Below are 22,419 nucleotides of genomic sequence, written 5' to 3'. Positions count from 1 at the left end.
AACTAGTTTTTATCATTAGAATATATTGCCATGAATTGGTCAAAGTCCTTAAAATCTTTACCATAATCATACTGTTTACAATAACTGTTTCTACCAAGTATTTGTTCTATATCCTTCAAAGGTTCTTTTTCTATAGTTATAACAAAAATATTCATATTATCTACAGGATATACTTTTTTAAACCTTTTACTTAAGGATCCAATATTCGGCTTAGTGAATGTAAATTTTCTATCAATAACTATGTGTATAACTTTTAATTCCAAATAAAAATCTTCTGCTTCAATAATATCATATTTCAAATCCTCTAAAAATAAAACTTGATAATCAGGTTTATACTGTTCAACTACTTTATTGAGTGTTATAAATTGATACATAACAGGAGCAATATGATTCGCTATAGACTCCATAGTAATGATATTCTCTTCATCTCCTAAAATCTTATCCTTAATAGCTAGTATACCAATAACACCCAAAAGTTTCAACTCATTATCTTCAACAAATATTGGTACAAATAAACCACCGCTATATGTATTATTAAAACTACTGACAACTTTGGTTGAAAAAACATTTTCCACATCAGCCTCGCTGTTCAGAATTATTTTTTCTCCTAATTTCAATACAAGCAGATCTCTTGAAAAAGGTATATATTTGAGACTTTCACTTATATTTATAGATTCCATGATATTAATTACATCGATATCGTTATCATACAATCCTATGAACCCACTAGTAACACCAAAATAAATGTTAAGAGTACTTAATGTGAGCTCAATCAACTGCTCCATGTTGGATGCTGTATTTATATTTTTCATCAATTGGTTTAGTTTAACTATTCTAGTTAATTTATTATTAATAATTTTTTTCTGCATGTTTATTTTCTTGAAATTTTTAGCATTGTTTATAGCTATATAAATAGAAGAAGCTAGACTTTCAATGAGTTCAAATATACTTTTATCATACTTATAACCATTTACCTTTGGTCCTAATGTCACAAAACCAACTAAATCATTCTTTTTCAAAAGTGATACTACGTAACATATTTTCAAATCTTTTAGTAACTCTCTAGAATTTTCAAATATATCATAAAAATCGTCACTCTGAGTCTTATCACTCATATCCGTCAATACTCGTGATTTGCTTCTTGTTTTTTCATTTGGAAATAGATTAATAAACATAATGAGATCATGATTATATACATCTTTTAAACTCACTAATTTATAACTGTTACTTATTGGATCATACAAAAAGAAAGCAGTAAAACTACTTTGTGTAAGTTCTGCAAAAGCACTTATGGATAATTTATATAACGTATCCAAATCCAATTGACTCAATAACGCTTTTGAAGAATGATTCATTGCAAATAGATTAAATACTTTTTCATTCAATTGTCTACTAACGTTTTCCAAGTCTTTATAGTATTTGTAATTAGCCAAAGATGTTGAATACAGATTCATCAAAGCATTGGCGATAATTTCATCATCTTCACAAAAGCTATCGTTGATTTTATTGACAAAAATGAATCCGTATAATTCTAAATCCATAATTAATGGTATGCAAAATTGGAAAGGGAAATCATTAAACACAACTTTTTTAAAATGCTCTCTTAGATTATCTTCTTTCAATAGTCCGCTATAGTATTTAATTATTTCATCATAGGAACTGCTATAATCAATAGTATAATCTTTTTTAGTATAGCCACTAGACTGCATCAGTATATACTTATTTTGATCTTTAATAAATACGGCTATCTGATCTGGTAATAATAATTCATTAGTAAATTCATATATATATTTTTCTAAATGATTTAAATTAAACTTTTGTGAAAAAAATTCAATAGCATGTATAAGTCCTGTATATCTATATACTTTTTTACTAATATCTTCACTTTTTCTATGATGCTCAAGTATATTATACAGCATTTCTTCATAAGCCATATTTAAGTACCTTCTTCCTAAAATAAATATACGTTGATTCTATGCTTTTATAAGTTCATTAGCTAATACATAAAAAGTAGTTGGTGTTTTGATATATTTACTACTATGAGTACTACATGATTTTATGTTAATCGATACGTTAGGGTATAAACAATTAGTGATTTTTATTTCTCCTTCGCCTTTTGCATGTAAATAAGATACGTATTTTTTTTGTTTATTATACAATTTCTTTAGATTATTTCTGTAATATTCAAATTCTTCCGTCAGTTTTTCAAGCTCTATTCTTTGGGAATCATTTAAATTAGCTGCTGCATATATTGAAAGTTTTTGCTTCAATAATGCTATTTTCTCTTTCACTTTTTTAATGGTCAATATTATCGTATCATATTCTTTCTTAATTCTATTTCTTTCAAATCCGGTAACTGTTATTTTAGTATATGATTCAGTCCTATTACCTATTTCACCAGCTTGTACTTTGATACTTGCTTCAATGGTGCCACCTATGATTCTACTTTTATATGATTCAAGTTTAACTTCTTTAGCCTTGATATTACAATTGATAGCATATGAACCTATGTTGACGGTACCATCACATATGATCGTACATTCTGAAGCAAATTTCGTGTACAAGTCACCGTTGCATATTATTTTAGCTTTATTTTTGCCAGCGATTCCACCTCTTATATAGATACTACCATCCCTACTTTCGATTGTATCAACACTGCCGACTCCCATATCACCCATAACTTGAATATCATGATCTGCTTTAACAACAAAGTTATCTTCTATTGATTTCTTGATATCTACAAAACCATCAAAATCGATATTACCTGTCTTGAACGAAACACTCCCATCTATCTCTAAGCAATTACAAACACCTATTACATTGTTTTGATAAATTACTGCACCTGTTCTCTTTGCTGATAGAGTTGTCTTGTCTTTTTCTTTGTCATATTTTTCGACTACAGTTTTTCTGTCATATTCTAAGCTGACTTGTCTTCCTCGTTGAGCTGGTATAATTTCTCCCCATACTGTTTTTCCTGGTACACCCTCTTTGGCTTCTATCCTCTCACCAAGCCAAGCTCCTTTCTCAACTTTGTTAATAAGATTAAGTTCATAATGATTGACATTTTCGTTTTCTATCATTTTTGGTCTTACTTCATCAATTTTATATAATTTGACTTCAGCATCTTTACCTCTAGTAGGTAGTACTCCTTGAGCAATTTGGATTTTTTTTAAAGGTTGGATAACGTTAATTACATCGTGTACATCAATACCATAAACGATATTTGACTTTTGTATAGACTCCATAATTAATTTAGCTAACTCAGCTTTATCTATATTATCAAATTGCTGTTGAGTCATATTAAGTGTTACATAACCTTTTAATCTATCTTTGCTTACTGAAATCTCTATTAAAGGTTTTTTTGTCCCAATTTTGATTATTTTCCCTGATGCCAATGAAATTGCCGAAGTAAGAGCAGAAAAGCATGTGAGATTAATACGGGGATATTGCAACATGATACTATTAAAATCATTCAAATTATATCCCTTATAGAAAACTCTTACATAATATTGTTCTTTTTCCTCTATTAACTCTAGATATTCGTTAGAATATACCACATTACTGAACAATTTAGTCCCCCCCGTTATATTACTATTTCAACCATATTATATAACTTTTTTTACATTAAAAGCAATAATTATACAAAAAATTTTATAAAAAACTCCGAATGTTATATCGGCAATAAACATTTAATACTTAATATTTATTTTAAAATAGTTATTCCATATTTCTACTTAATTTTATAAATAATTTTTGAGTTGCGATAATATTTAGGTGATACTCCTCTATATTTTTTAAATATTTTCGAAAACATTAGTGGATCACTATAACCCACTGACCTTGATATCTGAGATATCGTAAGTTCTGAATATGACATTAACTCACAAGCTTTATCAATTCTATAATTAATCAAATATTGCTTAGGAGAAATACTTAACTGTTGTTGAAATAACTTATAAAGGTAACTTCTGTTAAGTGACAAATATCTAGCAATGTCATAGATTGTTATATTTCTTGAATAATTTGCTTTAATAAAAATAATAGCCTCTTCTACATAATTATTTATTATATCCTTTTCATTATCTAATTTAAGACTTTCCTCAATAATCTTACCCAATAATAAATATAGATAGCCAATTAGATTAAAATTTTTTACAATACTCAGTTGATTAGAATTATTCAATCGTTTAATATATTTTTTTATGTTATCATCCCTATACTGAAAAATCAAATTGCATACATTCAAATTGGCTTTTTGTAAATATTCTTTTGCTTGCTTACCGCTAAATGCAACCCACATATAACTCCAAGGCTCTTGTTCATCTGCTTTATAGTATGTTATAACATTTGGCCATATTAAAAAAGCATCTCCCTTACTAAGATGATAAATTTTGTCACCTACCTTGTATATGCCTTTACCCTTAGTGATAAAATGGATAAGATAGTGATCTCTCACAGCTGGTCCATAAGAATGATTAGAGATACATTCCTCTTCTCCACTATAGTAAAATATTAGATCCGTACTGTAAGCTTTATAATCATATTGCATATAACATTCGCCCCTTTTAATAGAACCAGTTAGATATTTCAGGATTTTCCAATAATATATTAAACAACATTATACCATGTTATCCAAACATTATACCATAGAATACTGTATTTAAACCATATATAGTAATGATATAAATAAAAATTATTATAGGAGGTCATTAAATGGCAAAAATAACTTTTCTAGGGGCAGGAAGTACTGTATTCGCTAAAAATGTTTTGGGAGATTGTATGCTATCGGAGGCTTTAAAAGATTCTCATATAGCCTTATATGATATTGATGAAAAAAGATTATCTGAATCAGAAATGATGTTGAAAACACTAAACAGCAACATTAATAACAATAGAGCAACTATAGTTTCATATAAAAACAGAAAAGAAGCTTTAAGAAATGCTAACTATGTAGTAAATGCTATACAAGTTGGAGGATACCAACCTTGTACTGTAACTGATTTCGAAATCCCCAAGAAATATGGTCTACGTCAAACAATTGGTGATACTCTTGGTATCGGAGGTATATTCAGAGGACTTAGAACAATACCTGTAATGTTGGAATTTGCCGAAGATATGGCTGAGGTTTGTCCAAATGCATGGCTTCTCAACTACACTAATCCCATGTCCATACTTACACTAGCCATGGCTAGAGCAACGAATATAAAAACTGTAGGATTATGCCATAGTGTACAGGTATGTGTCCCTCATCTGTTAAGAGACTTGGACATAAAAAAAGATAATCTACAATGGAAAATAGCAGGTATCAATCACATGGCATGGTTATTAGACGTTACTAGTAATGGAATTGATATTTATCCTGAAATAAAAGAAGCAGCTAAGAAACTAGGTACTCCACATAATAATATGGTTCGTTTAGAAATAATGAAACAATTTGGTTATTATGTGACTGAATCAAGCGAACATAATGCAGAATATATGCCTTATTTCATTAAGGACAGATATCCTGAGCTTATCGAAAAATATAACATTCCACTAGATGAATATCCAAGAAGATGTGTTGACCAAATCAATAAATGGGAAAAACAACGAGATACACTTACAAAAGATAAAACTATTACTCACACACGTACTAATGAATATGGTTCATACATAATGGAAGCAATGGAAACCAATGTACCTTATACCATAGGTGGTAACGTCCTTAATACCGGTCTTATACCTAATCTTCCATCGGATTGTGTTGTGGAAGTCCCATGTCTTGTGAATAGAAGTGGAGTAAATCCATGTTATGTTGGTGAATTACCTATTCAACTTGCTGCTCTTAATAGAACTAATATAAATGTACATCAGCTGACTGTAGAAGCAGCATTGACAAGGAAAAAAGATTACATATACTATGCTGCCATGCTTGATCCACATACCTCCAGTGAATTATCTATAGATAATATCAAAAACATGTGTGACGATATGATAAAAGCTCATAGTAATTGGCTACCAGAATTTAAATAGTTTAACCAAATCACATATCATATTACTATAATATCCATCAATATTAACAATCATATTATGAATATGTACAAATTAAACAAAAAAACTTCCAAAGTTACATGATTTTACACATTGAAATTATAGCAACACATATGATAATATTAATGATAATAACTTTATACAGACAACAAGTTATGCATAAATATGTCTTGTTGGTCCAAAAATACAACTATAGGGTTAATATTTAAAAAAATATACTAAGCGAGGGATACATAATGAACTTTTTTAATATTGATGGACCTTTTCAGAGAATCGGAAGTCTAGTTTTTGATATCATGGTTTTAGGTCTTTTGTGGACTGTTATTTCTTTATTGGGTTTTGGAGTAACTGTAGGTGCTGTAACAACTGCTTTATACACATGTTTGTATTTTAATATAATCAAAGATGAAGGTTATGTATATAAAACATTTTTCATCACTCTAAAAAACAAATTTCTGAAATCAACGTTCGTATGGCTAATTTTAGTTGTGTTATATGTATTGATGTTTTTCAACATTACTTCAATAACTCAAGGTATTATTGATATACCATGGTTACTACCTATATATTTTAGTTTAACAATAGAATTGTTATTTATTACATTATATATTTTTCCACTATTGTCAACTTCTGAACTAGGTATAAAAAAACTATTTAAGTATTCCTTTATACTTGCCAACAAACATTTACCATCTACTCTATTGGGAGCGGTAATATTCATATTGTCATTTGTGATTTTATATGTCATTAATAACGCACTTTTAATTATAGTGATGGTACCTATTGTAAGTTATTTATTAGCAAGATTAATTATGAAAAGAATATTAACTAAATACGATACTACTGTTTGGTAAAATTACTAACTGCCTTATAACATATACTTAATATTATATGTTATAAGGCAGTTTTTTGTTTTGCACATTCTTTTACTACTAAATCATTTATCCAACATTTCTTTAATTTTTACAGATAGTTCTTTTATATCAATTGGTTTGTTGATGAAACCTACTAATTTGTCCATTACGGATTCATCCATTTTTTCTTTCCCATAACCTGATAGAAAACCTACTTTTACATCATTATTGATATTATAAAATTTTGCTAACAATTCTTTTCCACTAACTTCAGGCATTACAACATCTAGTAAAACCAAATCAATGTGGTTTATATTTTTTTCATAGTATTTAAGAGCATCATATCCATTTCCGAAAGCGACTACATCGTATCCCAACATCTCAAGCATTTCCCCAAGTAATTCTCTTATAATTTCTTCATCATCTACAATTAAGATTTTACCTCTACCTTTTAATAATTTTCCATGTTCATCTTTAGGAAGATACTCCTTTTCATCCAATAATGGAAGTTTTATTGTGAAATCTGTTCCAACATTGACTACTGAATTCACACTAATGCAACCACCATGACTCTTTATTACTCCAAAAGACATAGTAAGTCCCATACCCGTCCCTTTACCAATATCTTTAGTTGTGAAAAAAGGTTCAAAGAGTCTTTTTTTCACTTCTTTACTCATACCTATTCCTGTATCTGATACAACTGTTACTATAGCAGGTTTATGATTCCCATTTTTATTTTTGTCACAATTGATATCTAACATATTATATGTTCTAAATATAAGTTGTCCCCCATTAATCAATGCATCTCTGGCATTGATACCAATATTCAATATAGTATTTTGTATTTGGCTTTCATCACCTAATATCATATGATTTTTTGCATTTAGGGAAGTTTCTATTTTAATTTTTTTGTCAACACTTCTTTCTAATATTTCTACTACACTATTGATGATACTATGTAAATCTATAGGTACTAATTTATATTCCGTTTCTCTTGAAAAATTAAGCAACCTGTTAATAAGAGATGCAGAATTATTAGAGCATTTTTCTATATAATTTATGTATTTACTGCATTCTTTGTTAGGATATTTAGTCTTTATTATGGATATCGCTCCTCCTATTGCCATTAGCTGATTATTGAAATCATGAGCTATTCCTCCAACTAATTGACCTATGGCTGATAATTTTTCTGTTTGCCTAACCATATTTTCTAGGTTTCTTTCGGTAGTCACATCTCTGATGATCAAGATTATCTGGTTTTCATCAAATTTATGCATTGTTACTTGAAGTATTTTACCTAATCTCCTTGAGTACTGTTCAATGGTATTCTGGCTTTTATTTTTTTCAAGCATTTTATTTATTAATTGTATCCAATACTTTTCATGTGTAATTATATCTGTCATGTTTTTCCCTTGTATCTCTTCGATTTGCAATATTTCACTTAAACAACTGTTAGTTTCTATGCATCTATAATCACATATATTGTCATTGTTTCCATAGGTAACTTCTAGCCTTGCATAGCCATTAACCATAGTTTCGAATAATTTACGATATCTTTTTTCACTATTATATAGTTCTATTTCTGATTGTTTACGTTCTTCTATACATTGATTAATACCTACCATTCTAATTGGTGAACCATCATCATCTCTCTCAATTACAGAACCTGTTCCCATATACCATATATATTGTCCTTTTGCATCTTTGATTCTCCATTCACATATGTATACCTTATCTATATCTTCTAAATGTTTCGTTAGTCTTTTATGTATATTCTTTACATCTTCCTTTTCAACAGTATCAAAAAACGTTTTACCTTTATCACTAAATTTATCAGCATCATATCCTAACGATTTAGCAAACGTTGGATCAACATATAGTTCATCTGTTTTTATATACCAATCCCAACCATATAGTTTTGCACTGCTCACTGCCATTTTTAGTCGCTCTTCTAGTTTATGTGAAGAATATATTTGTTCTGATATATCTTCTATTTGAACCAAAAATCCATCTGGTATCAATTTATTGGTACCAAGAATATTAATCTTCACTTCTAAGTATTTTTTCTTTCTTAGACTATTATCATTATTATTTTGTTTGTCAAGATTATATTCTACTCTAAAACTAACGTCTCTTCCTTCTCTTAGTTGTTCTAAACTTCTATCAGCTATATTGAATCTCTCAAACAGATTAGAACCTATAACTGTATTATGGTTTTCTATCTCAAACATATCAAGACAAATTGGATTGATAATCATTAATTCAGCTTTTGAATTATAGAGTTCAAGTCCTACAGATGATGCATTAAATATGTTTTTTATATTTCTATTGTCAAGTTTATACTCTATAATCATTTTATAGATATAAGCTATTATGAATAATGCCTCGGAGAAAACAAAGAATACTCGATTAATGATATATATTGTTAGATCATATTCATAGATTTCATATAATACTGGACATATTACATTAAATATTCCCCATAGTATAAGGAAACTTCCTATTAGATTATTATGATTTTTCTTGGTTCTTAATAATTGAAAACCGATGAATGTAAGTAAGACACCTATATAACAATTGAAGATATAGCAAAAAACTTGTTTACTCAACCCTGTAAATGGAATAAAAACAACCATACCAATGAATGTATATACCCAGACATTTCTTTTCTTTATTGGTATGAAAACCTCTGTACTGAGTATTAATAAAATATAACTGATATCTAGAAAAACAATTCCTATATAAGTACGGTCCTCTTTTAAAAACAGACCCAAAATCAAAAATAATATAAAAAATATAACTGCTCTAATATAATAGATTAAAGATTTATTTTCATTTCCTATTTTTAGATATATACAAATGAATACTAATAACCACACTAAACTTGTAACTATACTATAAATATTCACTACCTTCAATATATCCACAATAACCACCTCAATTACAAAAATTATTTAACAGTTATTAAATTATTTTCAATGCAAAATTTCATATTCAACTTTACCTTTCCTTTTTTATCAAAATCTACTGTAACAGACTTTTTATTTAATTTTATAACTTTACCGTTGCCAAATTTCTTATGTATTATAATACTATCTATTTGTATAGAATCTGTAAAATAACTATATATCTCATCTAAGAATCTTGACTGTTGTGCTAACTCATCGTATCTATTATCCACATAAGATATGTACAAATACTCTTTAGCTCTTGTCATGCCGACATAAAATAATCTTCTTTCTTCTTCGATTTCCCTTTCCCTGTTAGATTTTTCATGGGGAATTAAACCTTCTACAGCACCTGTAATCCATACAACATCAAATTCTAGTCCTTTAGAACTATGCATGGTCGTTAGTGTTACAGAATCTTTATATGAATTGTTATTACTATCACTTTCCTCCATTAATTTCCTATATTCTTCAATATGAATAAACCATTCCTCCATAGTTTGAAAATTTTTAGTACTCTCTCCTATCTCATTTAATATCTCAATCAAACCTTCAATACCTATCTTCCTGTATTCTGCATAATTACTTAAATATTTGTCATAGCCAATATTATTTCTAATATATTTTATTATATCGTAAGGTTTATGACCTTTCATTACCTGCATATCGTATTGCAATTCATCTAGTCTATTTTGCATCCATTCCTGTTCTTCATAAAATTTATATAATCCATCCCAAATATTATCTGAATACTTCTTAGATATTTCTATAGCTGCTTTACTTATATATCTTTTTGGTTTATTCATTATTCTTATTAACGCATCTTTGTTGGTTATATCTCCAACAAGTTTCATATAAGAAATGATATCTTTCGCTACCCAATGGTCATATATTATAGCTACTTTGTCCCTCACAACAAAGGGTATGTTCATATCCAAAAACATATCGATTATTGCTCTTGACTGAACATTGGTTCTATAGATAATGGCAATCTGTGATAATGGAATATTTCTATCTTTACTTAGCCTTAATATGTTATCAGCTACTATTTTTGCCTCATCTCCAATATCTTGCGCCTCTATAATGCTTATCTTGTTACCTTCTTTATTATTGGTTATCATATTTTTCATATATCGTCTTTTATTATTTGTTATGACACTTTTACTTACTTTCACTATACTTTTAGTTGATCTGTAATTTACGTTTAATATTATTTTTCTAGAGTTTTTAAAATCATTTGAAAAATTCAATAAAAATTCAGGTTTTGCCCCTCTAAAACTGTAAATGGATTGGTCATCATCCCCAACAATAAATAGGTTGTTATTAGGTTCAGCCAAAAGCTTAATTGTCTCGTACTGAACCCTATTTATATCTTGGAACTCATCAATAAGTATGTATTTTAATTTAGATCTCCATGTATTAAGTATCTTATTATTTTTATTCAACAGATTATAGCATTTTATTAACATGTCATCAAAATCAATCATTTGCTTTTCTCTCTTGTAAGCTTCATAAAGGCTATATATTTTATAGAAATCTTCATTGGAACAACATACTGAATTATAGTATTTAACATTTATCAACTCATTTTTTATTAAAGATATTTCTGTAGTGATTTGATTAATGAACTCATTTTCATCTTCATATTCAATCTCCAGTTGCCTGACAATCTCTCTAAATACATCTGTTTTCTTATTTTCCATGAGTATCTGACTTACATTCAACTGATAATAACTTTTCAGTATTCGAAAAAAAACTGAATGAAAAGTACCAAACACCACATTTTTATTATTACCGCTTATATAGAGATTTTCAAATCTATTTTGCATTGTAAGTGCTGCTGCTTTAGTAAAAGTTATTACTAAAATATTATTAGGACTTACTTTATATTTATCTATAAGATTTATTATTCTATGAGTAATTACCATGGTTTTACCTGAACCTGGTCCAGCTAAAACCATCATAGGCCCTTCATTATGAGAGACAGCTATTTTTTGATTATCATTCAGTTTATATCCCATAACTATCCTCCAATCTATATTTTCATATTTTGGCTATATCACATCACAATGTTAAAGAATCATTGCAATGAACAATATCAATATCCTCAACGATCTTATTATCAATCAATCCTTGGTTAGCCATATCTTTCAATATTTCCATACTTTGTCCATGTGAAAGTCCTTTTCTATAAGGTCTTTCTTCCATTAAAGCCTGATATATGTCTAAACATGTCATGAGTCTAGAATTAAAATCTAAATCTTCAGCTTTTAATCCAAAAGGATATCCACTACCGTCTAATTTTTCATGGTGATTGCAAGCCCATTCTGTTATATCTTCAAATCCAACTAAATTGGATAAACTTATTCTACTGTAGTATGTATGCTGCTTAACTAAATATACCTCTTTTTCATTTAATTTAGATTGTTTATCAATAATATCATTACTTACAGCTAATTTACCTAAATCATGTAGATTAGCTGCTATTTTCAATTTTAATATTTCTATTTCATCTTTATCATAATACTTACCCATTGTCTCAATTTTATCGGCCAATCCTTGAGAATGCCTTAATGTAAACGTCGATTTTTTATCAATTATCAAAGAAAATATTTTAGTTATTTTTTCTATTTGTTTCCATGATTTTTTCATCTTGATATTAGGTATATTCCTTCTTATCGCATCAGAAATAAACTCGTCTTTTAGGTCTAACCAAAAGCATGGTTTACTACTTACATTAAAATACGAATCAACTATCTCAGGTGAGAAGAGTTTACCCGAATGACCTCTTACATATTTATCAATATTTTCTATTTTATTATAATTGGTATCTTTCAAATTAAAAACATTATCTAAGTGGTCTCCAAAGAAAATCAGACTAGACATTAAAGGTATCTCATTTTTTTGTTTTTTGAAAAATCCTTTGCCATTATAAGTTTCATGATGATATTTAATTACATTAGTTACATCTGTTAAAAAAGGATACTCTTTTAAATTCTCTTCACTTATTATACAATGTTCCTTAAAATTCTCTAATACAAGTTTTCTTTTGCTACTATTCGTTTTTATAGCCTCTTTTAACATATATTCTGTTACTCCATTATCATGAAGGATACAACATGCTACCAGATCAAATCTTTCCTCGTCATTCATATTGAGTTGCTTAGCTAGAATATTAGCTATATATGCCACCCTTTTTGAGTGGTTGGATGTAACTCCCAATACATCCATCTCAATAAAGTCTAGTGTGTACGATAGTGAAAGTAAAAGTTTATTTAGATTAATTTCCATAATATTCCTCACATGTATATTTAGTAATTATACTATTTTTCTCTTTTGTATTTTTTATATTTTCAATTTATAATTTCGCTGCATTCATAAGCATAGGTACTATTTGTTTTTTTCTTGAAAAAACGTTAGGTAGGAAAATACTTACGTCATCTTTATTCATATTAAAAGCATTTTCTGCAATCCACCTTTCTTTTCCAACAGCAAGTGTTTCTGTTCCTCCAACAACAATATCTGTTATCAATAATACTGCTAAATCAATATTATCTAATTCACAAATTCTATTCATTTCACTAGATATATCCTTAAATATAGAATAAAAACCTGCAAAATCTCCTGTATTTATCTGTGATATCATTACTTTATACTTACCGAACATAAACTTCTTCATATCAGTTTTTATAATGTTTTCTGGAGTTTCTTCACTTAATGAAGAACCAGCAGTTATAAGTTTCATACCATATTTATTGGTATCTACGCCAACTATTTCACTTAATTTTTCTGCTACTCTTTTATCCTCACTTGTGCATGTTGGAGATTTAAAAAGTAACGTATCCGATATGATTGCACTTAACATTATCCCTGCCATCTGCTTACTGATAGGAATATTATTTTCTTCATACATCTTAGTCACTATTGTGCATGTACTCCCTAATGGTTCAGTTCTAAAGTATAATGGTGACATTGTCTGAACATTAGCGACTCTATGATGGTCTATAACTTCCATGATTTCTGTTTGTTCTATACCTTCTATAGATTGGTTTTTTTCATTATGATCCATTAAAATTGCTTTTTTTCTATTTATATCTATAAGATTACTTCTAGATATCATACCCTTTATATAACCTAATTCATCAACAACAGGGAATCGCATATGTTTAGAAGTCAACATATTGTTTTTAACATCATCAATAGTTTCATAAGTTACGAAATATTCAAGAGCCTCTTTTTTTACCATAGTTCTAATAGGTACACTGTAACTTATTAATTTAACTATTTCATAGACACTGTAATGTGTGGTAAGAATAACCCCTTGAAAGGAAGAATCTACTTTGATTTCATCTATGTTATCACAATTACATAGTATTATGCAGGAATTATTAATTACATTTTCATTTATTATATCCGTATTCATATCTGCAATAATAATATCGCTTTGTTCTAATGTAATATCACCTGTCAGATCTGTAGATAAGTAAACATTTCCCTTAATATTCTCATATGGATATTTACCGATTAGTATATTAGCATCTAACTCTTTCATTATATTGATAAATGGGGTGTTCAAATCTTTAAGAACCGATTTACTGGTCATCTCTAAAAATGGAGGTACAATGTCTGAGATGGATACTATACCTATTAATCTCTCGTTTTCATCCACTACTGGTATAGAACGTCCTGTTTTACTAATAATTTTTTCTAAGGTTTTTTTGACTGTGTCTGTCTCAGATGCAACAACCGTTTTAGGAAGATTCAAATCCGATACTTGTGGATTAAGCCCCTTTAATAATATAGGTTCTTCCACTTTGAAATAGTCAAGTGCAAATCTAGTTTCTTTATTGATTTTTCCTAATCTCGCTGGAATATAATTATTATATCCTAATTGTTTTTTTAGATTGTAATATGCTATTGTAGAACATATTGAATCCGTATCTGGATTTTTATGACCGAAAATATATATTTTATCCATTAACATCTCTTCTCTCTATTTTGGATTGTTTATAGTTATTATTATCTATATAAGATTTTCTATAAGCTTATCATTAGATTAATTCTACCAAAATAGTCCAATATGTGCAATTATAATAAATAATTCTATGTATATATTTTGATACATAATAGAAATATTCCTCTATTGCTGATTATATTTATTGGAAAACTTATATATATTTGGTATAATGTACTTAAATAATATATTTGGGGGTGAGATTATGGCAAAGTATACTGTAAAACATATTAATACAGTAGATATTGCAGAAGGAATGGTTTTAGCTGAGGATGTTATATATTCTAACGGATTACTATTATTTCCAAAAAACACAGTAATAACTGATAGACATATTCTAAAGCTCTCTTTATATAATATTAGGTCTGTATACATCAAAGATTTTATTGATGATCCTACTTATACAAAAGCTCCAATAAAACGGGAACTTACTCCACAGCAGATTAAAACCAGAAGAAATTTTATAAAATTCAATGAAGATTATAAAGTACAAGAAAATAAGGTTAAAGATAGTTTGAACGAAATTAGTGATGGTAGAAGTGTAAAAATTACTGATTTATTCTCCATCAGTTCCAATTTGGTTAGTGATCTTGGAACTCAGAGTGATTTATTCAATCATCTATGCCATCTAAAAACTTCTGATGATACTACATATACTCATTGTCTTAATGTATCCATGCTATGCAATATATTCGCACGATGGCTACATTTTACAAATTCACAAATAGAAGCTTTAACTGTAGCTGGATTACTACATGATATCGGCAAAATGAAAATAAATCCAAACATACTTAATAAACCTGGTAAATTAACAAAAGAAGAATTTGAAATTATTAAGAAGCATCCAAAAATTGGCTATGACATGATTAAAGATCGTGATTTTGATGAAGGAATCAAGCAGGCTATTCTGCTTCATCATGAAAAAATGGATGGCACAGGTTATCCTTTTGGACTAAGCTGGGATAAAATACACCCTTATGCAAAAATAGTTTCCATAGTAGATATATATGATGCTATGACATCAGAACGTACTTATCATCATCGCTATTCTCCATTCAAGGTTATTAAAATATTTGAAGAAGAGTGTTACGGTATTCTTGATACCGAATATATGTATATTTTTCTAGAACATATTGCTCATAATTATATAGGAAGCATTGCAAGGTTATCTACAGGTGAAGAATGTGAAATCAAATTCATCCACAAAAAAGCACCTTCTAGACCTATAGTTCAAGTGGATAACAATATGATTGACCTAGAACAAGAAAATGATATCCATATAGAGGAAATATTGTAAATAGCCTTTAAGCTAATGGTATATTCACGACTTGTATAATTAAAATATTACAGAACAAGAAATGTTTTCATTCCCTGTTCTGTATTTTATTATGAATAACTTATTCTTTTTCAATATTTATCTTTGATAGGGATACAATAATTGCTACTAATGACCAAAAATATACCACCATAAATGGCACTTCAAAAATATTTTCTACGATATTTTGAATTAATACACCACATAATCCTGAGAAAATCCCAAACATAATCACTCTATCTTTTTTGATTTTCACTCCGAATATATACCTCAATAACTTGTACATGGTCGATATAAGCAAAATAATAAATGATCCAAGTCCTATTATACCTGCTTCCGCCAAAGTTTTTAGATAGAAACTATCCATATAAAAAGGTGTCAAATTATGATTAGTAGCAACAGCTCCTCCAAATCTCCCAACTCCAACACCTATAAGTTTGGATTCCGACCATCTCTGTATACCCATATAATATCGATAAAGTCTGCCTCCATTTCTTGATTTCATAGTATATTCTGCAGTAAATAAATACCTTACTCTATTCCATAGGGAATCAATATTCATTATCAATATCGTTATTACTGTTACTATGGGAATAATCAATCTTCTATTCATGAACATGAAAAAGATCAATATAGCTATGAAAACTCCTAACCAAGCCCCTCTTGAAAATGTAAAGAGAATACTTAAACTCATTGCTAGAAAAGATAACGCTGCTATTATTTTTTTAATTATGTCATCAGCAGCAAAAATCATTGCAAAAGCTATGGGTATAAAAAGAACTAATAAACTTCCAAGTGCATTAGGGCTTCTTGTAATTGAATAAACCCTAGTTGTAATCGTTTCTCCACTATCTACCCAATCTCCTAACATTGGTACTTTAGTGATATATTGATATATCCCATGAACACCTATGAATCCAATACCTATTATGAAAGTCCAGATTGTCCTATAGATCACCTTCTTAGAATCTAATAACTGTACCATTATAAAGAACCATAACATATGTTGTACTACTGCTCTATATCCTTCTACTGCTATATTAAGTTCTGGTGATTTTAAAAATACAAGTATCAAATAGACCATAGCAAAAAATATTAATCCATTATCTATAGTAGAATTCCTATATTTTTTGTCAAAGAACACTCTTCTGCATATAAGCCACATAATTATTAATATAAATAAAACTTCGTCCCATATACTGGCTACAGATGGTAGTCTACTTCTTAATAAAGTATCCACAAATAAATATAAAGCTAAGACATACGCAAAATTGAATTCTTTTATTATTTTTCCTGTAACGCTTGAAGTAGTTATATTCATATGTATTTTTTTAATAGACTTAACAATTCCATTTTTCCTGCAATATTGCCTAATCTTGGAACATTGTGCATCTAAGAATCTACATATTCTATATAACGGTTTTAGCGTTCTACTCCTTCTGTCACTTATGTCATACTTCTTATATTTTTGTTTAGAAGGTTTCATCGTATAACTAAAAGAACATATATATATTATTTTTAATACCAAATTGTAAATGTAACTATCACATATTTTCTTTCTAATAATATCCATAAGTCTAACTCCATTATCTAATAATTAAGCTATGTAAGTAATGAACTTAATATCAAGATTCTATTCATTTAAATTAATATCTAGCACTATAGCTGATAGATAAGCTTTATCCGTAGTCAAGAATATATTAGTTCCTGCTACTAACTCTTGATTTCCCAATTTTATTTTATTACCATCAACTTTCACTTGTATTTCTATGTCCACTTTTGCTTTTTTCAAGAAAGGATGTGCCCCCACTACTGTATCTCCGTTATTATCTATTAAAGCTATATCATCATCAATAATATCTATTTGTTTTATTTCGCCATCCAGATATTTCTTGCTTTCAGCTATTTTATCTCCAACACTTATAGAATTAAGATACTCTTGCCTGTAAGGATATGTTTCAACAGTTATTTCTGCTATTATATTTTGACTGTTATTAGTAATCACATCAACTTTACTAAAAGTAAATCTATTTAATACACTTACTAAAAGGATAATTATTAATGCAATGAAAATACAATCCACCAAATGTATCTTCCCAAACAATTTACCTTGTTTATTCACTAATTTCATATATTTCTACTCCTCTATCAATTAGTTATCAACCTTAATCTCTGTAATACCTACAACTTTACTTAGCATTGTCATCTTATCAGTTCTGAACCAAAAATTAACACTGGACTTTATTAGTTGTCCTCCAATATCCATATATGGACCATACCTATTTACATTAGCTTCTATAGTTACAACTACCCTTTTGACAGTTGGATCATTAACAGCTTTGATCTTCCCATCAACAGCGACAACAATTTCATGGTCATATACCTCAACATTAGTTACTATAGCATCTTGATAATTACCATTAGCTATCAACTTATCATTGATAGATATTTTATCGGTTAGTTCAGGTCTAATATTATCTCCTTCCAGAACAAACGTCACTTTTTCCTTACCTATTTTAAAAATATTGTTAACTTGGTCACTTTGACTATCTTTGCTAAAGTGGGAATAACATCCTATAATTACAGCAATAACAATCAAAATTATAATTACATCAATAATGTTTATCTTTCTCTTCATATTTTTTACCTCTTGATTTAATTATTATGTACCTAAAAAATATATAATTATATATTTGTGTTGTAACAAGCATATACTATATATATGTTTTTACTTTTTATAGTTTATATTTTTTGATGAATTTTGTCAATTATTTTCAAGCATAAATTTAATTTGATTTCTATTAATAGTAGTTTATGATTTCAAAATAGAAAATAAAACTTTCATATTTTTATAAAAAGACTATAATACTTTTTTACAAAAAGCATTATAGTCTTTAATTAAATATAATTTATTAATTTAATTTTTGTCGTATACTATTAGGTAATTTTGATATATTAACATATATATTCTCATATAAGTCATTTACCTTAAGTTTCATATAAACCATTTTATATTGTGTATCATCATACCTTTCACTATCGTTTAAAGCACTGTCTAATACTTGTTTTATTTCTTGTTCATCTTCAATAAATAAATAATTATATTTCCCTTTATTATTAAAAATATCTTCTTCACTTTCATAATTATATGATTCTGATATAGGTATTGCCATTTTACTTATATCTTGCGGTAAAATTGCTATATCATCATAATAGCCCTTATCCTTTAACCAAGAAATCAACTCAGCATAATTATTTCTAAGTTCAGCACTTAATTCAATATTTTCACCATCACTATTAACCCCATAAAAATCCATATGGGCTAAATCAATACTCTCTTTCATGTCTTCATATGTTTCATTCGTAATTTGTTGTCTAGTAATAGATATTAGTTCTTGAACCTGTTGCTGGTCCTTAATAATTATTTTTTCTTTCACATTACTAGGATTAATGTTGATATTGTATATGTCTTCTTCATCTCTTGTAAGTAAGCCATAGTGATTTTGTTTGTACTCTATGGACTCAAATATAGGCTTAAAGCAAAAGTCATAATCTTTTGCATCAATATTATACACTCTTGACAAATTTTTACCATTTTCCAGATAATAACTTATTCTAACACTTTGTCCATTATTTGGGCGTTTATCAACTATTTCTGTATGAAGATTAATAATGTATTCTATCATTTCATCAGTTTTATATCTAAAATACATTTGATTATTATTAAAATAATTATGACCATACCCACAATAAAATTCTATTTTTTCTACTTCTTCACAATCTGGAATCTTTGTTGAAATACCTAATACATCATTTTTGAATCCTATCACTATGATTGTCATTATCAAACTATATACTATAAGTCCCTTTACTTTTTTAAATACATTAAATTGTTTTTGCAATAACATCTCTGATAAGAAATATCCTATTACAGCACCTATTATGCAACCTACAAGGAATAAGACTAAAGATTCCTTATCGTCCGTCCAGTAAGTTAATGCTACTCCAGATAGAAGCATAAAACAAAAAGTAACTCCATATTTGAATATGATTTTTAGTATGTTGAAACATATTAAATTCGAACTATTTTCTAAGTTCCTTTTTTTATATAGATACAAACCAAAAATGTAGAAAACTATAACATATATTAAATTCGCAACATTATATCTATAGTCATGATATGCATCACCAATTACTAGAGGGCAAAAATAGTTCATATTATAATAATAGTTTTGAGGAAATCCATAAATAATAATATTCAGAAAATGTATTATCATCATATTTAATCCTATTGGTAAAATGCAGAATATATAGGATAATATCAATTGCCAAATGGACCCACCAACTACAACACCAATGAAACTACTAATTATAAATAAAGTTATTGATATCAATGAAGTCTTTAAAAACCAATAAATATATTGAATATCTTCAATAGAATCAACAGAATAACCTGTTACCCCATTGATAATAATCATTATAAATGTGTTAATCAATAATGGTGCTACAAGAATTACTAATCCTACTACAATGTAACTATTAAATATCTGCACTCTCGTATATGGATAACTATGTATAATGGTATATGATTTTTCAACATGTAGATACCTAAATAAAAATACTGCCAATAAAATAGGAATACAGATTAATATAGTATTACTAATAAAATAATCGTATGACATAACCTCGTCCATATACCAATAAGCGCTATTAGCTCTTTGTGAATTCTGTAAATAAGCTAAAGGCATTATCATCAGCCAAACCAACGTATATACAATGCCAAACCACCCATATATCTTAAAATTATTTCTAATCAACGTTTTACTAAAGAATGATGTTTTTAATTTCATAACCCACACCTTCCATTTCATATATAAATATTTCTTCTAATGTAAGAGGTAAAACGTCCAATATTGCAGGACCCTTTTTTTCAATTTTATCTATTGTTTCTTTTCTGTTACCTTTTAATATATATAAGAAAATACTCCCTCTATTTTCTTTATGTAATATCTTAGTATCACTAAAAATGTCTTTAGATATTTCACCATTCTTGAATGCAACTTGTATTTTGTAGACATCTGACTTCAAATCATCTATTTCTTTTTCAATTAGTAATTTACCTTCATGCATAATACCTACTGTATCACATACATCTTCCAATTCTCTAAGGTTATGTGATGACACTAAAACGGTCATTTTGCGTTCTGCTACATCTTGAACTAATAAGTTCCATACTTTTTTTCTCATGACAGGATCAATCCCGTCTACTGGCTCATCTAGAATCATAACTTGTGGCATATATGAGATACTGAGCCAAAATGCTACTTGTTTTTTCATACCTTTCGATAATTTATTAATCTTTTTATTTTCATCTATCTTAAATACTTCTTTTAATTTTTCATATCTATCCTGATTCCAAGTTTTAAAGATTCTTTTATAGAGTTCAGCCATTTTTTTGGTTGTATATTGAGGGAAGAAATATAAATCATCAGGAACATAGGCTATAAGCTCTTTTACCCCATTATTCTCATAAACATTACTGCCATTGATTACCACTCTACCTTCATCTTGTATATATACTCCTGTCATATGTTTTATCAAAGTTGTTTTACCAGCACCGTTAGGACCCACTAACCCATAAATAGATCCCTTCTGTATATTTAAAGATATGTCATCTAATGCTTGATAATCATCAAATTTTTTAGATAAATGTTTTACCTTAATCATTTCTGCACCTCCTTATTTACTGATTTATTATAAATATCGTCTATCATTTCTAATATAGATTTTTTTGGTATTCCTACATAATTGGCTTCTCTAACCAATTCTTTCATCTTATTCAATAATTCCATACCGTAAACTTCTCCTTTATTCCTATCTACAGGCATAACAAAATTTCCTCTTCCTCTAGCTGAATATATATAACCCATATTTTCCAATTCCTTATATGCTTTTTGTATCGTATTCGGATTAATCGTCAGTTGACTTGCAAGTTCCCTTACAGAAGGAAGTTTCTCATCAGGTGCTAGAATTCCAGAAAATATCAATTGTTTTATATTGTCAATCAATTGTTCATAAATGGGTTCTCTACTTCTTAAATCAATATTAATCAATTGTACACCCCCTTAATGTATTAACTGTATTATATTATATAGTACAGTTAATACACTGTCAATAGTAAAATCGAGTAAATAATAAAAGAGTACATATAATCTTTACATTAGATTATATGTACTCTTTGAATCTACTCCCAATAAA

The 22,419-nt window shown here is 28.2% G+C and carries 16 protein-coding genes; 3 read left to right on the top strand and 13 right to left on the bottom strand.

The genetic code is table 11. The features are described from left to right. Positions 1 to 2: 2 nt before the first annotated feature. The 3 genes from QMG30_RS14335 to QMG30_RS14325 form a co-directional block, all read right to left on the bottom strand. The gene (locus QMG30_RS14335) at positions 3 to 1,934 is read right to left on the bottom strand and encodes a GAF domain-containing protein (protein ID WP_281816497.1); all 1,932 of its coding nucleotides are present in this window, start codon (positions 1,932 to 1,934) and stop codon (positions 3 to 5) included. Positions 1,935 to 1,973: 39 nt separating this feature from the next. Then, a complete protein-coding gene (locus QMG30_RS14330) occupies positions 1,974 to 3,569 on the bottom strand; it encodes a flagellar assembly protein A (protein WP_281816496.1) in 1,596 nt (531 codons plus the stop codon). A 161-nt stretch (positions 3,570 to 3,730) separates the two neighbouring features. Next, positions 3,731 to 4,549, bottom strand: a complete 819-nt coding sequence (locus tag QMG30_RS14325; RefSeq protein ID WP_281816493.1) for an AraC family transcriptional regulator — start codon at positions 4,547 to 4,549, stop codon at positions 3,731 to 3,733. A gap of 164 nt (positions 4,550 to 4,713) precedes the next feature. On the opposite strand from QMG30_RS14325, the gene QMG30_RS14320 reads away from it, so the two are divergent. Together QMG30_RS14320 and QMG30_RS14315 are read left to right on the top strand one after the other, a co-directional pair. Beyond that, a complete protein-coding gene (locus QMG30_RS14320) occupies positions 4,714 to 6,012 on the top strand; it encodes an alpha-glucosidase/alpha-galactosidase (RefSeq protein ID WP_281816492.1) in 1,299 nt (432 codons plus the stop codon). Positions 6,013 to 6,266: 254 nt separating this feature from the next. Continuing rightward, positions 6,267 to 6,884 (top strand): DUF624 domain-containing protein, encoded by a 618-nt coding sequence (locus QMG30_RS14315; RefSeq protein WP_281816490.1) that lies wholly within the window; start codon positions 6,267 to 6,269, stop codon positions 6,882 to 6,884. 83 nt (positions 6,885 to 6,967) lie between these two features. On the opposite strand, the gene QMG30_RS14310 is transcribed toward QMG30_RS14315, so the two are convergent. The 4 genes from QMG30_RS14310 to QMG30_RS14295 all read right to left on the bottom strand — a co-directional run bounded on the left by QMG30_RS14310 (position 6,968) and on the right by QMG30_RS14295 (position 14,810). Then, positions 6,968 to 9,811: a PAS domain-containing hybrid sensor histidine kinase/response regulator gene (locus QMG30_RS14310; protein WP_281816488.1), complete on the bottom strand. Its 2,844-nt coding sequence runs from the start codon at positions 9,809 to 9,811 to the stop codon at positions 6,968 to 6,970. Positions 9,812 to 9,834: 23 nt separating this feature from the next. Beyond that, complete coding sequence (locus QMG30_RS14305) at positions 9,835 to 11,853, bottom strand: ATP-dependent helicase (RefSeq protein ID WP_281816486.1); 2,019 nt, start codon at positions 11,851 to 11,853, stop codon at positions 9,835 to 9,837. 43 nt (positions 11,854 to 11,896) lie between these two features. After that, positions 11,897 to 13,123, bottom strand: coding sequence for an HD-GYP domain-containing protein (locus tag QMG30_RS14300; protein WP_281816484.1), 1,227 nt, complete (start codon positions 13,121 to 13,123; stop codon positions 11,897 to 11,899). Positions 13,124 to 13,190: 67 nt separating this feature from the next. After that, on the bottom strand, positions 13,191 to 14,810 hold the full coding sequence (locus QMG30_RS14295) for a putative manganese-dependent inorganic diphosphatase (protein ID WP_281816482.1): 1,620 nt from the start codon (positions 14,808 to 14,810) through the stop codon (positions 13,191 to 13,193). 241 nt (positions 14,811 to 15,051) lie between these two features. Between QMG30_RS14295 and QMG30_RS14290 the strand changes: the two genes are divergently transcribed. Continuing rightward, positions 15,052 to 16,143: an HD-GYP domain-containing protein gene (locus QMG30_RS14290; RefSeq protein ID WP_281816481.1), complete on the top strand. Its 1,092-nt coding sequence runs from the start codon at positions 15,052 to 15,054 to the stop codon at positions 16,141 to 16,143. Between the two features lie 100 nt (positions 16,144 to 16,243). On the opposite strand, the gene QMG30_RS14285 is transcribed toward QMG30_RS14290, so the two are convergent. The 6 genes from QMG30_RS14285 to QMG30_RS14260 form a co-directional block, all read right to left on the bottom strand. Beyond that, on the bottom strand, positions 16,244 to 17,734 hold the full coding sequence (locus QMG30_RS14285) for an O-antigen ligase family protein (protein ID WP_281816480.1): 1,491 nt from the start codon (positions 17,732 to 17,734) through the stop codon (positions 16,244 to 16,246). A 60-nt stretch (positions 17,735 to 17,794) separates the two neighbouring features. Further along, complete coding sequence (locus tag QMG30_RS14280; protein WP_281816478.1) at positions 17,795 to 18,292, bottom strand: DUF4330 family protein; 498 nt, start codon at positions 18,290 to 18,292, stop codon at positions 17,795 to 17,797. Positions 18,293 to 18,313: 21 nt separating this feature from the next. Beyond that, on the bottom strand, positions 18,314 to 18,799 hold the full coding sequence (locus QMG30_RS14275) for a DUF4330 family protein (RefSeq protein ID WP_281816476.1): 486 nt from the start codon (positions 18,797 to 18,799) through the stop codon (positions 18,314 to 18,316). A 274-nt stretch (positions 18,800 to 19,073) separates the two neighbouring features. Continuing rightward, positions 19,074 to 21,011 carry a DUF6449 domain-containing protein gene (locus QMG30_RS14270; protein WP_281816475.1) on the bottom strand — a complete coding sequence of 646 codons (1,938 nt, stop codon included), beginning with the start codon at positions 21,009 to 21,011 and terminating at the stop codon, positions 19,074 to 19,076. Further along, complete coding sequence (locus QMG30_RS14265; RefSeq protein ID WP_281816474.1) at positions 20,986 to 21,888, bottom strand: ABC transporter ATP-binding protein; 903 nt, start codon at positions 21,886 to 21,888, stop codon at positions 20,986 to 20,988. Before QMG30_RS14265 ends, QMG30_RS14270 begins: the two co-directional genes overlap by 26 nt. Further along, positions 21,885 to 22,274, bottom strand: a complete 390-nt coding sequence (locus QMG30_RS14260) for a GntR family transcriptional regulator (protein ID WP_281816472.1) — start codon at positions 22,272 to 22,274, stop codon at positions 21,885 to 21,887. The genes QMG30_RS14265 and QMG30_RS14260 overlap by 4 nt, the downstream gene beginning before the upstream one ends. Positions 22,275 to 22,419 lie beyond the last annotated feature (145 nt).

Source organism: Vallitalea longa, from assembly GCF_027923465.1.
Taxonomy (GTDB): domain Bacteria; phylum Bacillota; class Clostridia; order Lachnospirales; family Vallitaleaceae; genus Vallitalea; species Vallitalea longa.
The sequence above is the reverse complement of the archived record's forward strand: the minus strand, read 5'-3'. Positions and strand labels throughout refer to the sequence as shown.